The following is a 15,949-nucleotide window of genomic DNA, read 5'->3' as shown; positions in this document are numbered from 1 at the left end:
AGCCGATGAACAAACTTAAACAAACTCTATTTGGGTGTTTTTTACTTTTCTTGTGGACATTAAGTCCCTCTGTATTAAGCGCTGAAATTGCGTTGGACTCCCCGTATTTGTTCCATGCTAAAGCGGATCAACAGCCTCCTGAGCGGTTTGAAACCGTGCCCCATTGGATGGGACAACTCGACGAAGCTAGTTCGGTCAGCTTAACCGGTGGCGATTATTGGATGATTACACCTGTGATGGTCAATCAACGTCAATCAAACTGGGTAGTGGATGCAAGTAATTCGATTATTGAATCCGTAGATTATTGGATACTCGGCAGTGACGGCAGCGTACAACATGCCCACAGTGGCTACAGTGCTCCATACCAGTTTTTATTCGATTATGGCCGTAAGGTCACCTTGAATATGGGCACGGATTATTGGCTGGTTGTGAAGCTGAGCAGCCGTTATTACTCCTCTCCCCCTGAGATAGCATTGCAAAGTGTGGCGGATCATCAGTTGATGTCTGACCGTCTCGCAATGGCAGTGCTGCTGTGTTTAGGCGGATTATTGTTTATCGCTTTATATAATATTTTGATTTATATCTCTATTCTTGATAAAGCGTTTCTCTACTATGGCCTTTACGTATTTGCTTATTTTGGTGGCTGGGCACTGACTTTCCATTTGCCCGCACACTTATTTAGTTTCCATTACCTCGAGTTGCATCATCTGTTTTTCATCAGTTTGCCCATTTTTAATATCATGTTTTACAAGCACTTCCTGCAGTTGCCTAGTTACTCACCGCGGCTGTGGCGTCTTAGTCAGTATTTAATGTTTGCCTGTATTGTGGCTCTGCCGACCAGTATTTGGTTGTTGTCCTATACGGCAATTATTGCCTCTGTACTGATCATGCTATGGATTGCTTTAGCGATTACCTGCGGTAATGTGTGCTTGATGAAAGGCTTTGCTCCTGCGCGTTATTTTATTCTTGCCTTTACTTGCTTGCTGTTGCCTGCGGTGATTATTTTACCCGGAAATATGGGGTTAACCCCTGATTTTATCGAACATGCTGAGCTGGCGACACTGATGGGCGGCACGGCTGATGCGTTATTACTGTCCTTAGCGTTAGCGAATAAGCTGAAATTACTTGCTGAGGAACGTAAGGCGCATATTGAAGAGTTAGCGATTGCATGGGAAAAGGCTCGTTTAGATGGATTAACGCGAGTCGGTAATCGTTATGCCTTTGACGAATATATGAACTCACAATTAGGATTTGCCGATAAAGTCGTGCAACCGATGGCGTTAGCACTATTGAATATCGATAGTCTGAAAAGTGTCAATGAAACACTCGGCCATCAAGAAGGCGATAGATTATTGCTGTTGATAGTGCAGTTATTGCAAGCAACAGACTTAGCGCACATGAAGGTTTATCGTATTAGTGGTGACGAGTTTGTGATTGTGACGCCTTCTGCTGGTATCCAGTTATTACAGAGTGCTTTGAGTGGCTTAGGTGAAGAATTAGCAAGCCATGGTTTTAAAGATTGCCAGTGTAGTTTTGGGATGTCGTTAAACACTGAGGTCGCAGATCCCCATGAGTGGTTGCGTTCTGCTGACACTCACTTATATCAATCGCGTATGGATAAGCGTCGTCAAGAGTATGCAGATACTCGCGGTGTCGATGTGAGGCTACATTTAAGCTAGCTATTGAAAAAGTTAAAATAATCGTTTTATACCAATCACATTAAATAGCTAATCAGTTCAGAGCCTCACAGGCATCTCAATCCAAGGCGCATTGACGCAGAAATGGTTATTCCCTTTTAAGTCAATACAACACGGGAGTGGGATACCTGTGAGGCTCCCCAAGGGCTGCTGATGTTTACTACATGGCAACGCCCTTTATACTGCGTTTAAGGCTTTCGACAGAGCACCACTATGCCTTCAAGCCTTCGCCTTGTCTAAAGCGCGTTGAACTCCCGCTGAATGAACTGATATTTAATACGATTGGTATTATTAGAACATTAGAAAACATAAATGGCGCAGAATTTATCTGCGCCGTTTATGTATTTATCTTAGATTTATTAGCTTCATTTTGCTTGGACTGAGCAGTGTCCAAGTTTGCGACTTAGCTAGATTTAAGGACGAGCTTAGAAGTCTTTTTCGCCCTTAATCACCGCAGGATGACCTGATATCGCTTTTGATGTGTGCATTCCCGCCATCGTCGCGGCTTCGACGCAGCCCGCATTAAGGCCTGTCTTTATCCAATCGCCCGTCATATACAGGTTATCTATCCCTGTGCCATCTGTCGTGATGCGATACTGCGAGCTGTCTTTAACCGATAAGACATAACGCTCGGATGGGTCTACATTTGCGCGCCAATATTGGCTATCGAAGCGGGCAACTCCTTGACGGCCTTGTTCATCGTGTAACCATTCCCAAGGGAAGCTATCACCGACATTTTGCCAAAGTTTATGGATTTCGGTATTGAGTTGATGGATAGCACCCGCTTTAGCTTCTAAGGTTTTCTGTTGTTGGAAATCTACATCCGAGCTTGGTGGATAGGCTTCGACAGGCAATGCCGAGCAAAAGTAACTGGCATTTTTAGGTTCTAAGCCGCGCCAATCTTCTTTGTCTAGCAGTTGGTTCATCGATGCCCAAGTATCGAAGGGTTCGGTGAAGCCCGATAATACGGGTTCCTCGCCATCTTCAGAGTAATTAGGCCAGCCTATTCCATTCAGATCTTGGTTCATCCACAGTTGATAGGCTTGAGTGGCGACAGTTTGCACCTTATCAACGCAAAGCTTGAGGGCTGGGCTTTGTGCCATGACTTCACTCGCCACATGGGGCACAGAACCTATGGATAGACCGAAGATCACTTTGTCGAAATCTACGCCTTTGACTAAGCGCTTTTTCGGCAGGGCTTTGCCAAAGTGAGTTTCATACACGCTGTCCCAATCGCTCCAGAAGTGTTCAAGATTGATATTATGGGCTTTAAGCAGTGCCGCTTGTTCAGGCTCAAGCTGCTCATAATTGGGCGTACTCGGCCAGCAAGCGAGACCTTTCACATCGACTAAAGGATCGTAGTTTGTGACAGTCGGCGCCATGGCTACTTGCTCAGTGATCTCAATCACTTGAATACTTTGATTGTGACATTCGAGATTATCAACTCGATTGAAGTAGTGGAAATTGACTCCGCGGCGTTTGAGCACTTCGTAAAAAGGTGTAAACACAACATCACCCATGCCCGCCTGCATTTTCCACATCACGCTACCCTGATAGCACAGGGCAATACGCAGCATAGCGCGGATAATTGTGCCCGCTTCGACATTGGGTTTGTCGAAGTTCCCTTTCTCATAGGCAAACACTAAGTCGTAAAAACCACGCACTGGCGCACTGTCGACAGTGTACTTAAGGCTGGCGCCGTGTTTGGTTAACCATTCGCGATAATCATAGCCATTGATGGCGTCAAAGCCTTTTTCAAATACATCGTCGGCAAACATGCCCTTGAGGATCGTGAGGCCCAGATCGGCGGCTATATATAAGTGGCGCAGTTCGTCATTATTATCTAAATGTCCGCTAAAACGTTTCACGAGTCTTTGATGCAGGGCATCGACGGCCGATTCTACAAAACCATCGTCACTTTCACTGTGTACATGCTCATCGCACTCGCGGCCAATCATTTGATTAAAATGGCATTCAAGCTTGTCACCGAGCGCGTCGAGTGATTCTTTGGCATCTTCGACTGAATCCTCTAGCTTATCTTTTAAACGTTCAAACCAGCTGCTATCGAGCCAGTTTTTAGGTGTTCCCATGGCTTTTTCATCTGCATCGAGCAGGTCATCCATGTCTTTGAGCCATTCTTTGATCCACGCAAAGGCGACTTTAACAACTTTCCAGAAGGTGAGGGTTTCGGTGCCATCACCTGGGATGCCTGGTAGCATTGGGAAAGTGATTGGCCAACTTACAGAACGGCCATCAACTTCTTCCTGTAAGACGATGAAGTTATGGGGTTTAAAGGCATCAAAAAAAGTCGCAAGCGGCGCGTTTGCTGACCTATCCAATTCCTCATACGCTTTGCGCATTAAGGCAAACGCGTTTTGATAGAAACCAAACCAGATGTGTAAACCATGTTCTTCTATGCGTTGCCCCATAGCGGCATTGCGGCCACTAGCCCCTTTACCACCGATACGCCAGCCGAGTTGATAGACATCAATCTCATATTGATTCTGCCAGCCGGGTTTATCGGTTAGATAACAGGCTGCTGTCATTGCCGCGACACCGCCACCGAGAATGGCTATTTTCTGTTTTTTGATTTCGGAGTTATCGACTAATACTTCGCCGGGCGGTACTTCAAAATCGAAGTTCACATGGTAAGGGAGTAAAACGTGCTGCTCACCAATCTCGACCCCGAGCGTATCCTTTAACGGGAAGCTGGCATTATCAAAAATGGTCGCGACAAAATCATTTTTTAGCAGGGCAACACTGTGCACTTTATTCACTTGGGCTGGCGCGGCAACGATGGCTTGATAAATGGCTTTTTGCCCTGACGAGTCGGGGAACTGTTTTAGAAATACTTGATCGATAGCGGGTTTAAATAACAGATGAAATAGCTGCTCTTCGCCAAGCTGGTCAAGTTCTGGAATAAAATCGGTTTGTTCTTTAAAGAGTTGCCAAGTTTGAGCTATCGCTTCAAGGGTTGAAAGCTGTGCCTCGGGTTTGGCATCGCAATTCACTTCAATTAATGGATGCAGGGCAAGTTCGGTTTCGGGTGAGAAATGTAAAAAACTTTTGGTCTCAAGGGATAATCGCGTCAGAGGCTCGCCAACCGCTGGCATAGTGTATTCACATAAATACTTAGGATAACCAAAGAGTTCTCTGCCATTAATTAAGGCCATGGCATCGTTCACCCAAATGTGTAGTGGCTGAAAATACACTTGGCTGATTTGTTTACTGTCGCTGCTATCTTGGCGCCCGACCATGACCCAAGTGATGATGTCCGTTTCTTGGATCCAGCCCTTAGCTCTGTCCTTTGGATAAGCGGAGTAGGCTTTTTCAATTTGAGTGAAGGTTGTCAGTACGTAGGGAGACAGCACCTTAAAATACATTGCGCTGCCGGCAACTTGATTCAGAGTTTTATCAATAGATCGTTGCAGGTTTTCCTGTTTCCCCTTAAGAAAAAAACCGTACATATCGGCTTTATTTAGCACTAAGGGCGAGTGCATCAACATACTGCCTTGGGGATAAATAAAGTCGGGGCGCTGTTTTTCCATGGCGTTCATCCTTAAATTTCAGTGTAAGTCCAATGATTTGGGAGTTATAGCCCAAAAAGCATAGGGCAAATAAGCAATTAAGCCCATTGATTTTACACTGGAATGATTAAGTATTTGAGAGGGGATAAGGGGGTTGAGTAGCAAGTTGGATATTATCCAACTTGCTCAGATTTGGCAGGTTTAGCACAGAACGAATTTGTAAAACAAACCCGGAGAGCAAGGGTACTTAGATTTAGTTACTTCGATTTATTTTGGTAGAAATCCACCTCTGTATTATCGTCCGAGTAACGTCGCTTAGTATCTCTGCGGCGCTGTTTCACGCGTTTATTCTTTTGCTTACCTTTGACGTTATCGCCCCATGGCGCATCATCGTCGTCAAATTCATAGGAGTGTGACATGGTCAAAATTCCAAAAATACCTGTGCCATTCGCAGCACCCGATCTTTTTACCCAAAGGAGAGATGAAGCTAAAGCGAAATATTTCATCACTGATGGTGAAAAGTTTTGTCCAAAGGCTATATCTTGCCACTGAAATGGCCGTATCTGAGATTTTAATGGGGGATGCGTGGGTTATCTTTATGATAATTAAAGGATAAGTTTGATTATCATCGGAAATTATATTATATGATTGAAACTGGCGCCCAGAATGAAAGGCGCCAAGTTTTGATACAAAATAATGAGTTAGTGTTACTTGCTGCGCAGCATACGCGCGACAAACATACCATCACTATTCGCTTCAAAGGGCCATACGGTCAACATTTCTGTTTGTTCACCCGTAAAAGGATGGCGTATCGGCGTGAGCGTGAACTCTGGATGTTGCTGTAAAAACGCTGTCACTACATCTTGGTTCTCGAGCGGCGACAGGGAACACGTGGCGTAAACGAGGATGCCGCCCGCTTTAACTGCGCGGCTACTACGGCTTAAAATATCGAGCTGTAACGCGGCTTTATCGGCCACTGCTTCAACACCATCCAACCAACGCATATCAGGATTACGTCGCCAAGTGCCAGTGCAACTGCACGGGGCATCGACTAACACACCGTCGAAATGATCCGCTGGTACCGGCAGGGCATCACTCTTCCAACGGGCAACGCTAATGCCGTTAAAGTGGGCTCTTTGGGCACGTTTAGTCAGTTCTTCTAGGGCATTGGAGCGAATATCTGACGATATAATGCTGCCCGTAGAGGGTGTTTTATTATCAGCAGCCTTGGTCAACATCAAAGACCGCAGCTGCAGGGTTTTGCCGCCTGCACCACTGCAGGCATCCCACCAATGGGCATCGGGTTCTGGCGCGCAAATTTGCCCTATGACCTGTGAAGCCAAATCTTGGATCTCAATGTTGCCGTCTTTATACAGGGCTATTTCATTAAGATTCATACTCTTGCTGCCAAGGTTAATGGCATCGTTAAAGTAATGACCATAACTAGCATCGATACCTATCGCTTGCAGCTGCGCCGCCGCATCTTGACTCGTGATCCCTTGCGCACGGCCCCAAATCGGCGGGCGACTAGACATAGCAGCAATTAATTGGGTTTGCTGCGCCGTATCTACAGGGCACACTTGCCAGAACCAGTCGGGTAATAAATCCTGTGCCTTAAACTCAGTCGCGGGAAATAAATACTGTATCAGTGCCAATTTGTCGTCGAGACTTTCAACGGTAAGTGCTTGAGCCTGTTGATAATCGATAGGCGACTGCGATAACTCATGCCAAGCAGTGGCGATATCTTGCCAAGCATGGGCTTCCAATAACGCACTGGCACTTAGGCTGGCAAAATAAGTCGCTGATTCTTGTTGATCACCTAATCGCTGAAACCAACCCCACCAACGAAATAGACTAAACAAAGATTCACGGATGACTTTACGATCCTTCGAGCCGTGTTTTTTATGTTCTCTAAAGTAGTTGGCCAGAATACGGTCGGCGGGCATTTTACTGCTTTGAATTTCATCGAATAATTGCTTAATTGTACTGGCGTAACTGAGTGCACGTTTTTGCGCTGGGGTGCTCGCCTCTGCATCTAACGTTGACGATGTGTTTGAGTTGGATGCTTTACCGGAAGAGAAGCTGCTTGGATTACCCATAAATTTAGCCTGAATTATGCTCTCTGTGGCTGCGCCTTATGTAGGAGGCATAACTGTAACAGAGGGGAAAAATAAGTGGCGCAGAGTGTAGCAGTTTTGCCCGATAACAGGCAGAAAAAAAGCCCCAAAGTCGCATCAACTTGCGGGGCTTTTTGTGGTTGAGTCACTGAGACTCATAGTGCATTCAGTACCAAAGGGTTATTTGCAGACTATCACTCAATTGCCGCTTGGAAGGTGATTATTTCGTCACCATCTTTTGGATTTGCTTAGCCCGTTCTTCATCACTCATTTCCACCGGTGGTGGCGTGATTATGCCTTTTTGGCACGCGGGTCTGAGTGTTAACTCATCTAACCAACGTTGCAAATGTGTCAGACCTTCCATATTGATGCCGCTCCACTCGTGGATCCGCACCCAAGGCCAAGTTGCGATGTCGGCAATCGTGTATTCGTCACCAGCAAGGTATTGATTTGTAGCTAGTTGAGTATTCATAACCTCGAATAAACGTCGACCTTCTTTTTGATAACGGTCAATGGCTGCGGGGATTTTTTCAGGGAAGTACCTAAAGAATACGTTGGCTTGTCCCATCATGGGGCCGACGCCGCTCATTTGGAACATTAACCATTGGATCACCTGTGAGCGCTTTTTAGGATCGGCTGGCAGGAATTTACCTGTTTTTTCGGCGAGATACAGCAGAATCGCACCCGATTCGAATACCACAAAATCCTCGTTATCGCGGTCGATAATGGCGGGAATGCGACCATTGGGATTGATGGCGATAAACTCGGGCTGTTTTTGCTCACTGGTGCTGAAATCTAATTTATGGACGCGATATTCAAGTCCCATTTCTTCCAGTGCGATGGAAATTTTAAAACCGTTAGGGGTCGCGGCTGTGTATAAATCTATCATGATGATTCCTTTAGGTTATAACGCTTATAGCTACTCACTTTAGGGCCTATTAAGGCATTCGTGCCGCTATTTTGTAGGGGTTAGCGATACTATGGCAGGACGCTGCGCCATAGTGATGAACCAAGCTTTGAGATGCGGCAAGCTGTCAGTGACTTCAATATCTAAATTCTTAATAAAGCTGATAAAAACGTAAGCCGAAATATCGGCAATGCTGAATGCATCGCCTGCCACAAAGGCTGATGTGTTCAATTGTTGGTCTAAGGTTGGTAGGAAGTCAATGACCCTTTGGCGTGATTCTGCGCCCCAAGACTCGACACAATTTTCCCTGTCTTTATAGACACCGCTTAAATTACGAAAGGCTTGAAACCCAACCATTAATCCTTGTAACTCTATGATACGTTGCCACATTTCTACTTTAGCGCGCTCAAGTGGAGTATTGCCAAACAGCGAGTGAACACTTAGGTGGATTTCTTCTAAATAGCGGCAAATGGCAACGGATTCACACAGGTAGCTGCCATCATCGAGTTCGAGCAGTGGAATGCGGCCATTTACACTTTTGGCTTTAAACTCGGCGCTTAAATTTTCCCCTCCACGGATATCGACGTTCACTCTTGGTACTTCTATGCCTTTTTCCGCAAGAAAAATACTGACGCGGCGTGCGCTGGGAGTCGGAGCTAATTCGTAGAGTTTCATCTAAAGTCCTGTAGTTTTTATCAGTGCTTTATGCTCGATTCGGGCATATAAGGCTTTAACGGAACGATCGGTTAGGTTAGAATTTACGCTATATCTAAACGAACAGTCAAGAATGATTTACCCCTCAACTTTCTGTAGTAAAGAGGAATGGTGAAGCTGATCGTGAACGCGTATTCAAGAGATTAGGTCGCAGGCTATGGCACGGAGTTGTAATTTTGATCGGCAAGAAAAACTCATATTGGCGATGGAGCTTTTTTGGCAAAAGGGCTTTGCCAAAACCTCGATTTCCGATCTCGTCGGCCATTTAGGCATTAATCGATTTAGTCTCTATAACAGTTTCGGCGACAAGCAGAATCTTTACCGCGAGTGCCTCCGTTTTTACCTTGATCATTACTCTTTTGGCGCTTCAGATACTTTGCTGCATGAAAAAGCGGGCTTGGCTGAAATAGAAGCTTATTTAGCGCGCTTTGTTGCTTTGCAGCGGGAGCAAAAGTACGGCTGTTTTATGCAAAATGCCGTGCTCGAAAAGAGCCTTAACGATGGAAGTGTGCTGCAGGAATGTCAGCGATTATTTTGTCGATTACAGACCTCATTCACCCAAGTGTTACAAGTTTGCCAAGCGCGTGGAGAGCTATTAGCCCATGTGCAACCACATCAAGTTGCTGCTTTTTTAGTGCTGCAATTACAAGGGATTAGAGTGTTAGGCAAGGCGGGCGAATATGAGTTGTTAGACAATGCGTTTGTTGTATTGCAAGACTATTTACGTAGTTTGAGTGCTAATCAGACTGCATAACTGCAAATGACATAGTTTGATTGGCCTAGGTTTTTGCCTAGGCCATGTTTTTAGAAATCTATTTTTAAAAGTTTATTTCTAAAAGCCTATTTCTAAAAGTCCAAGTCCAGCGCAAAACACAGATAGGCCATCAGTTGAGTGCAGTGTGCAAACTGCTCTGCACAAAAACTGGCTGCATCTGGACGGCAGAGTTCCTCAAAGGCGATATTTTTAACTGCGATAAAATCTTTTCGTTTTAGCTCTATCAGCATAGGGTGGTTTTTATCAAATCCCTTTGGTGGTCTAGTTAAGCTGTCGCCATCCATATTAAATCCATGACCTTGTAAGGTCTGTAGCGCCTTTTTATAGCCGTTAGGATTCTCATCAATACAAGTGCGAATGGCATTTAAGGCTTTTGATTCTGGGTGCCAAATCCCTGCTGCAATAAAACAGCCATCTTCGGCAATATGTAGATACAGTCCCGGGGCATGTACGTCTTTACCTTGAAAATGGCGAAATTGAATGCCGACATTGGTTTTATAGGGCGTTTTATCTTTGCTAAAACGGCTGTCTCGCTGGGGACGCATCAAGCTGCCGCCGACTTTTTTTGGTACGGCAGTGAGCCTAGGCGAGAGGGCGAGGATACTGGGCTGCATTTGCTCGATAAACTGCAGTGCAGGCGTTCGCACTGTTTCTTCGTATTCCGCCTGATGGGCTTTAAACCAGTCGCGGGAGTTGTTTTGTGCCAGTTGATTTAAAAATTGCAGGCTCGCCGCGCTGAACGTTGCACCAGTCGCGATGGGGATTTTAGTTGTTAGAGTGGCCATTATCAGGGAACCTTATTAATGCAGATAAACCGAGCACAAGCAGTATTAATGCCGATTGAGGAGCAAGGTGAGTTGCTGACATATCCTTCCGTATCGCCCGCCCGTTCTTACTCACGATAGTTAAAACACGATAGTTAAGACTGCCAAGTTGGGTGCCAATACTGCCATCCTTCGGCAAGATCTTCACTTAAATTTTTGCATTGTGCCGCTTCTACCTTGTTTTCAATAAGTCGGTTATTTACACGTAAAGCTAAGTGAGAACTATTCTTATCTTGTTCGTTAGTGCCTATAATGCCGCCCTATTTTTAGATTGGTTTGTTAATAGGATGACGTTGAATGGGTTGCCTGCCTAAATGTGATAAGTGGAAAGCGAATAGAAATCTGTCGCTTATGGGGTTATGTATATTGCCCTCAATGCCGTTGTACGCCGCTGAGGTATTGGGCGAGCCTAAGGTTGAGCCGATTGAGATCCTGCAGGTTCATGGGCAGCAATATCGCAGGGCTATCACAGTCGCTAAACCCGGTGAAGCGATTATTTCCATGGATCAAATCGAGGAGATGCAGGCGACAACTTTCGCCGAAGTGATCGATGATATGGCGGGGGCGCATATCGATGGCGGTACCCGCAGCGGCGGTGAGCGGATTAATATTTGGGGCTTTGGCGAGACTGAAGATTTTAACGTTTATGTGGATAATGCTCCGGTGGGATTTGAGCAGTATCGCTACGGCTCATTTTTCCTCGATCCTGACCTCATCAAACGAGTGGAAGTGATCAAAGGCGCCCATGATGTGCGCTCGGGCAATGGCGGTTTTGGTGGTGCCATGTATGTGGTCACTAAATCGGCTGATGATTTTCTTAAATATGATCAATCCCTTGGCGCGCGAGTCAAAACCAGCTACGCCAGCAATAATGACGCTATGGGTTATACGGGGACAGTTTATGGCCGCGTGAATTCACATCTATCTGGCTTGCTGCATCTTACGCGTCGCGATGCGGGGGATGTCACTTTAGCCAATGGTGAAGAGTTTGAATATTCAGGTTATGAGCAAAATAACTACCTAGGTAAGATGGATTACGTGCAGGGCGATCACCAATTAGCCTTGAGCGTGACCCATTATCTTGATGAGGGCCGCAAACCTTGGGCTAATCGCCGTGGCCCTATGCCTGCCATCTCAGACTACAACATCAAAAAGTACGGTTCCTACGAGCAGGCTCTGTATGCCACAACCGCCTACAACACCTATGAAGATAACACTTGGTCGGCTAATTATCGCTATTCGCCGAGTAATCCCCTGATCGATACCCAAGTGGTGATTTCCCATTCGGCGAATGCACGCCACTGGGTAAGACCCGATATCGCGTGGGAGAAAATGACGGTTTCCGTAGGCAACTTCGGTCACGAATCTTGGCTAGACTATAAACGTGACTACATTGATATCAACAACTTGAGCTTGATTGGCGATCATGAGATCACCACAGGATTACAGTACCGTAGTCTTGACCGCACTTCGTTAGTGTTTAACAAAAGTTATGAAACAAATCCCGAGAAAAACTTTGGCTGGTACACACCTTACTACCAACCTGAAGGCCGTCAAGATACCTATGCTGCCTATATTCGCGATGCAATTCATCTTACTAATGACTTAACTGTGACTCCCTCGCTGCGATATGACTTTATCTACAGCATAGGTCGACCAAATATTGCACCAGATTACAATGATATTGCTGCGGGCCATGATTATAGCTCAACCCATCATTCGGGGTTCTCACCAAGATTAGGCATAGATTATCAACTGACAAATCACGCTCGGTTAAACTTTGATTACGCTTATAGCTTGCAAGCCCCTGTGGTGGATGAGATTTATGCCGTGCAATACGCTAAAGCCAGCATTACCGGCACGAGTCGCGATATTGATGTCGAACGCTTACATGCCTTCAAATTAGGCCTAATGACGCAGCACCAGCATCTGCTTGCCAACGATGATGCGCTGACGACGCAGCTTACTCTGTTTGCCAACCTAGGCCGCGATGATATTGCCCAGCGCCGCGGAGCTAAGTCTGATAAAACCCAGCTAATTCAAAGTGGTTACACAAATCTTGATGGTTACCATATTTATGGTGCCGATTTTGAAGCCCAATATCGCTATCAAGATGTGTTCAGTGATCTTGCGGTTTCATGGCTGCAAGGACAGCACAATGGGTCACTCAGAGATAGCCAAGATGACGATGAATATTTAGCTAACATAGCCCCGCTCGATATTCGTCTGCGTTTAGGCATGTATATCACAGATGACATTTCTATCGCTTGGCAGGGCGCTTGGTATGATGCGCAAACCAATGTTCCCCACGGTGATATCTTTAATGCCGAGTCGCCAAGCGAAAATTACTTCCTACAGAATGTGTATCTCGCCTATGAACCTCAAGCCATCTTAAAGGGATTAAGTGTGCGTTTGATGGTAAAAAATCTTACGGATCTGCAAGTGGTGCCGTTTCTCTCCGATGGGATCCCCGCAGCTGGGCGTGATGTTCGTTTGAGTTTAGCCTATGAATTTTAAAGACTAATCACTAAGGCTGTGTGGACTAGGCATATATAGCTCATAAAAAATAGGGTTATATTGCCTCAGCCCCCTGCCGAAAAATGCCAGTTTATGGCATAATCCGCGTTTTACTAGGCATATAGAACAGAAAAATGACTGAAAATGAATTGCTAAGTCGCTGTGGCGGCAAGTGTGAACTGTGTGGCAGCGAGCTTGAACTCTCTATTTATGATCTGCCAGCCTCCGATGGCCGTGACAATGAGATCATGATTTGTGAAACCTGCAGTGGCCAAATTGCGGCACCGGATACCATGGACATGAACCACTGGCGTTGTCTGAATGACAGCATGTGGAGTCCTGTACCGGCAGTTCAAGTGATGTCATATCGTATGCTTAAGCGCTTAAATGGCGAAAGCTGGGCGCAAGATTTGCTGGATATGCTTTATCTTGAAGACGATTTAAAAGCGTGGGGTGATGCCGAAGTTGCCGCAGCAGGTGACGATGCTACGCCAACGTTAGACAGTAATGGTGCAGTGCTCAATGCTGGCGATACTGTGGTCATCATCAAAGACTTAAACGTGAAAGGCACTAGCTTTGTGGCTAAGCGTGGCACAGCTGTGCGTAACATTGCTTTGACCAACAACCCAGAGCATATCGAAGGCCGCGTTAACGGTACTCGTATTGTGATTCTGACGTGCTTCGTTAAAAAGTCTTAAGTTTCGCTTAGTGTGAGCGCGATTTATTTAGCTCAACACAATAAAAACCGCCATGATCGTTAGCCGACATGGCGGTTTTTTTATTTTAAATTAGATGGTTAAGATACACAGCGGGTGATTTGATATTGGCGTGCATAGCCCTGCGGATTAAATTGCCAAGATAATATCCACGCGATCACACTTAAGCCACCGAGTAATAACCAAGCACTGTTAAAGCTGTTGAAATTATCGCGAATTAATCCGGCAATCCAAGGCGAGATAGCCGCTATGGTATATCCCACACCCTGCACGAAGGCGGTTAATTTACCTGCTAACATAGGATTCTGTTGATGATCCATAGTGACAATCAGCCCGAGTGGAAAAATCCCGCCAATACCTAATCCTGCAAGTCCCGCCCATAAAAATAGCGATACTTGAGGGGCGAGTGCCAGTCCCATAAAGCCAATGAGTTGTAGCAAGCAGAGTAGGGCTATGATGGCGCGTCTGTCCGTCGACTTGCTGGCAAGCCAAGGAAACACTAAGCCCGCGATCACTTCCATGCTGGTTAAGAAACCTAACACTAATCCCGATTGAGTTTGGCTATAACCTAGCTCGACCGCGTAGGGGGCTAACCATGCAAGTACGCAGACATAACAACTTGTGCCTAATGCAAAAAATATCGCCAATAGCCAACTGCGACGAAAACGCCAAAAGTTAAGCTGCAAAGCTTGCTCTTTTGCTTGGCTCGGTAGTGCAGCTTTATGTTTAATCAGGAGCCACAGCACGAGTGCGAATATGCCTAGCCAAGTCCAATGACCTAGACCCGCGCGCCAACCTAAGTTCATCCCGATAAAAGGCGCGCTACTCGCCGCTAATGCGGCGCCACCCATAATGGCGGTGACGTAAAGCCCCATCATTAAGGGGACCCGTTCACCAAAATTAAGCTTAATCATGGCGGGCATTATGGTTTGAATGAGGGCGATTGCGACCCCTGCCAGTAATGCCGAGCAGATAAGCCAATTGGCATCTATCGCCCAGAAGCGCATTGCAGTGGCGCCGATCAGCAGTAGCAATGATCCTGTCATTACGGTATTGAATCCTAAACGTTTGGCGATACTAAAGCCTGCAAAACAGCCCAGTCCCATGGCGAGCACGGGCAGCAATGTCAGCATAGATGCTAAAGTAAAACTTAAGCTGATATCCTTTTGTATGCTGGGCAGTAAAGGCCCAACGGAGGCGAGAATGGGTCGTAGATTTAGACCAATAAGGATGAACGCGAGTCCGAGCAGCAATAAATTCGCTTTCTCTGTCTGGGGGGATCGCATGGATTGTCTCCAAAAATAAGCTGAGTTTGATTTGCTGAAAAAGTGATTTGTAGCAGCATTTAGCATACTCATGATGATTTCCTTTCAACAACAGTAGGTTGAAACCACATCACTACAATTCAAAAAGAATCTCTTTCAGATGTATCTTGATATAAAGATATTTTAATTCTGCGAGAAAATGACTAAGATGTAAAGGATGATGTGAAGAATCTTTATATTGAGATAAACCTATGACAGCTAAAATGACGCTAACTAATGCCAGTCCTGCGGATACTAACGCGAGTTCTACGGATAAAAAGAAAGCGGATTCGAATACCAAAGAAGATGGCCTCGATAGAATTGTTGAACAGTGGCAACAGCAAGGGGTGAGTGAGGATTTGATCCCTATGGCTGTGCTCGGGCGAATCGCTCGTTTAACGAAATATATCGAAGTGGTACTGCTGCAATGCCACGCCGAATTTGGCTTAGGTCAGGGGGAGTTCGATGTGCTCGCGACGTTAAGGCGCTCGGGAGAGCCGTTCACACTCTCGCCTTCGCAACTTTATCAGAGCATGATGCTAAGTTCTGGCGCTATGACCAGTCGTTTAGACAGACTCGAAAATAAGGGGCTGATTGAGCGGGAGCACAGTAAGGAAGATCGCCGCGCCGTCCATGTTTCGTTAACTGCTGAGGGTAAGGCGCTCATTGATAAGGCATTACCTCAGCATATTCAATGTCAAAGTGCGTTGTTCGCGGGCGTGAGCGTTGAAGATAGGCCTGTATTACTGCAGATTTTAAAATCTTGGCTGAACCAATTTGAGCCGCAATAATTCGTTTAAAATCCCACTTTAGTCTTTAAAGTAGGCTGATATGTAATAGCGGATCACTTT

General features: G+C 45.8%; 13 protein-coding genes. 6 read left to right on the top strand and 7 right to left on the bottom strand.

Annotated elements, in window-relative coordinates; translation table 11 throughout:
* The first annotated feature begins 5 nt into the window (after positions 1-5).
* Positions 6-1,679, top strand: a complete 1,674-nt coding sequence (locus L5M51_RS08345; protein ID WP_263172324.1) for a diguanylate cyclase — start codon at positions 6-8, stop codon at positions 1,677-1,679.
* Between the two features lie 182 nt (positions 1,680-1,861).
* On the top strand, positions 1,862-2,080 hold the full coding sequence (locus L5M51_RS08340) for a hypothetical protein (protein ID WP_263172322.1): 219 nt from the start codon (positions 1,862-1,864) through the stop codon (positions 2,078-2,080).
* Positions 2,081-2,122: 42 nt separating this feature from the next.
* Here L5M51_RS08340 and L5M51_RS08335 read toward each other — a convergent pair whose 3' ends face one another.
* The 5 genes from L5M51_RS08335 to L5M51_RS08315 all read right to left on the bottom strand — a co-directional run bounded on the left by L5M51_RS08335 (position 2,123) and on the right by L5M51_RS08315 (position 8,923).
* Positions 2,123-5,245, bottom strand: a complete 3,123-nt coding sequence (locus tag L5M51_RS08335; RefSeq protein ID WP_263172320.1) for an NAD(P)-binding protein — start codon at positions 5,243-5,245, stop codon at positions 2,123-2,125.
* A gap of 236 nt (positions 5,246-5,481) precedes the next feature.
* Positions 5,482-5,643: a hypothetical protein gene (locus L5M51_RS08330; protein ID WP_006080915.1), complete on the bottom strand. Its 162-nt coding sequence runs from the start codon at positions 5,641-5,643 to the stop codon at positions 5,482-5,484.
* Between the two features lie 288 nt (positions 5,644-5,931).
* On the bottom strand, positions 5,932-7,323 hold the full coding sequence (locus tag L5M51_RS08325; RefSeq protein ID WP_263172318.1) for an RsmB/NOP family class I SAM-dependent RNA methyltransferase: 1,392 nt from the start codon (positions 7,321-7,323) through the stop codon (positions 5,932-5,934).
* 238 nt (positions 7,324-7,561) lie between these two features.
* Complete coding sequence (locus L5M51_RS08320; RefSeq protein ID WP_263172316.1) at positions 7,562-8,230, bottom strand: glutathione S-transferase family protein; 669 nt, start codon at positions 8,228-8,230, stop codon at positions 7,562-7,564.
* Between the two features lie 66 nt (positions 8,231-8,296).
* On the bottom strand, positions 8,297-8,923 hold the full coding sequence (locus L5M51_RS08315) for a glutathione S-transferase (RefSeq protein WP_263172315.1): 627 nt from the start codon (positions 8,921-8,923) through the stop codon (positions 8,297-8,299).
* A gap of 196 nt (positions 8,924-9,119) precedes the next feature.
* Between L5M51_RS08315 and L5M51_RS08310 the strand changes: the two genes are divergently transcribed.
* Positions 9,120-9,716: a TetR/AcrR family transcriptional regulator gene (locus L5M51_RS08310; RefSeq protein WP_263172313.1), complete on the top strand. Its 597-nt coding sequence runs from the start codon at positions 9,120-9,122 to the stop codon at positions 9,714-9,716.
* Between the two features lie 92 nt (positions 9,717-9,808).
* On the opposite strand, the gene L5M51_RS08305 is transcribed toward L5M51_RS08310, so the two are convergent.
* Positions 9,809-10,522, bottom strand: coding sequence for a DUF2461 domain-containing protein (locus tag L5M51_RS08305; RefSeq protein ID WP_173497078.1), 714 nt, complete (start codon positions 10,520-10,522; stop codon positions 9,809-9,811).
* A 336-nt stretch (positions 10,523-10,858) separates the two neighbouring features.
* Between L5M51_RS08305 and L5M51_RS08300 the strand changes: the two genes are divergently transcribed.
* Positions 10,859-13,078, top strand: coding sequence for a TonB-dependent receptor (locus L5M51_RS08300; RefSeq protein ID WP_263172310.1), 2,220 nt, complete (start codon positions 10,859-10,861; stop codon positions 13,076-13,078).
* 134 nt (positions 13,079-13,212) lie between these two features.
* Complete coding sequence (locus tag L5M51_RS08295; RefSeq protein WP_011790067.1) at positions 13,213-13,776, top strand: PhnA domain-containing protein; 564 nt, start codon at positions 13,213-13,215, stop codon at positions 13,774-13,776.
* A 98-nt stretch (positions 13,777-13,874) separates the two neighbouring features.
* On the opposite strand, the gene L5M51_RS08290 is transcribed toward L5M51_RS08295, so the two are convergent.
* Complete coding sequence (locus L5M51_RS08290) at positions 13,875-15,080, bottom strand: MFS transporter (RefSeq protein WP_263172309.1); 1,206 nt, start codon at positions 15,078-15,080, stop codon at positions 13,875-13,877.
* A 230-nt stretch (positions 15,081-15,310) separates the two neighbouring features.
* Between L5M51_RS08290 and L5M51_RS08285 the strand changes: the two genes are divergently transcribed.
* A complete protein-coding gene (locus L5M51_RS08285) occupies positions 15,311-15,889 on the top strand; it encodes a MarR family winged helix-turn-helix transcriptional regulator (protein WP_173245937.1) in 579 nt (192 codons plus the stop codon).
* The last annotated feature ends 60 nt before the right edge of the window (positions 15,890-15,949 follow it).

The organism is Shewanella sp. SM73, from assembly GCF_025653795.1.
In the GTDB taxonomy this organism is placed as follows: Bacteria; Pseudomonadota; Gammaproteobacteria; order Enterobacterales; family Shewanellaceae; genus Shewanella; species Shewanella oncorhynchi.
The sequence above is the reverse complement of the archived record's forward strand: the minus strand, read 5'-3'. Positions and strand labels throughout refer to the sequence as shown.

Excerpts from the sequence above, each read along its gene's own strand:
- L5M51_RS08330 (WP_006080915.1), bottom strand. The coding sequence starts at position 5,643 with ATGTCACACTCCTATGAATTTGACGACGATGATGCGCCATGGGGCGAT.
- L5M51_RS08310 (WP_263172313.1), top strand. The coding sequence starts at position 9,120 with ATGGCACGGAGTTGTAATTTTGATCGGCAAGAAAAACTCATATTGGCG.
- L5M51_RS08320 (WP_263172316.1), bottom strand. The coding sequence starts at position 8,230 with ATGATAGATTTATACACAGCCGCGACCCCTAACGGTTTTAAAATTTCC.
- L5M51_RS08335 (WP_263172320.1), bottom strand. The coding sequence starts at position 5,245 with ATGGAAAAACAGCGCCCCGACTTTATTTATCCCCAAGGCAGTATGTTG.
- L5M51_RS08285 (WP_173245937.1), top strand. The coding sequence starts at position 15,311 with ATGACAGCTAAAATGACGCTAACTAATGCCAGTCCTGCGGATACTAAC.
- L5M51_RS08295 (WP_011790067.1), top strand. The coding sequence starts at position 13,213 with ATGACTGAAAATGAATTGCTAAGTCGCTGTGGCGGCAAGTGTGAACTG.
- L5M51_RS08325 (WP_263172318.1), bottom strand. The coding sequence starts at position 7,323 with ATGGGTAATCCAAGCAGCTTCTCTTCCGGTAAAGCATCCAACTCAAAC.
- L5M51_RS08315 (WP_263172315.1), bottom strand. The coding sequence starts at position 8,923 with ATGAAACTCTACGAATTAGCTCCGACTCCCAGCGCACGCCGCGTCAGT.
- L5M51_RS08300 (WP_263172310.1), top strand. The coding sequence starts at position 10,859 with ATGGGTTGCCTGCCTAAATGTGATAAGTGGAAAGCGAATAGAAATCTG.
- L5M51_RS08290 (WP_263172309.1), bottom strand. The coding sequence starts at position 15,080 with ATGCGATCCCCCCAGACAGAGAAAGCGAATTTATTGCTGCTCGGACTC.
- L5M51_RS08340 (WP_263172322.1), top strand. The coding sequence starts at position 1,862 with ATGGCAACGCCCTTTATACTGCGTTTAAGGCTTTCGACAGAGCACCAC.
- L5M51_RS08345 (WP_263172324.1), top strand. The coding sequence starts at position 6 with ATGAACAAACTTAAACAAACTCTATTTGGGTGTTTTTTACTTTTCTTG.
- L5M51_RS08305 (WP_173497078.1), bottom strand. The coding sequence starts at position 10,522 with ATGGCCACTCTAACAACTAAAATCCCCATCGCGACTGGTGCAACGTTC.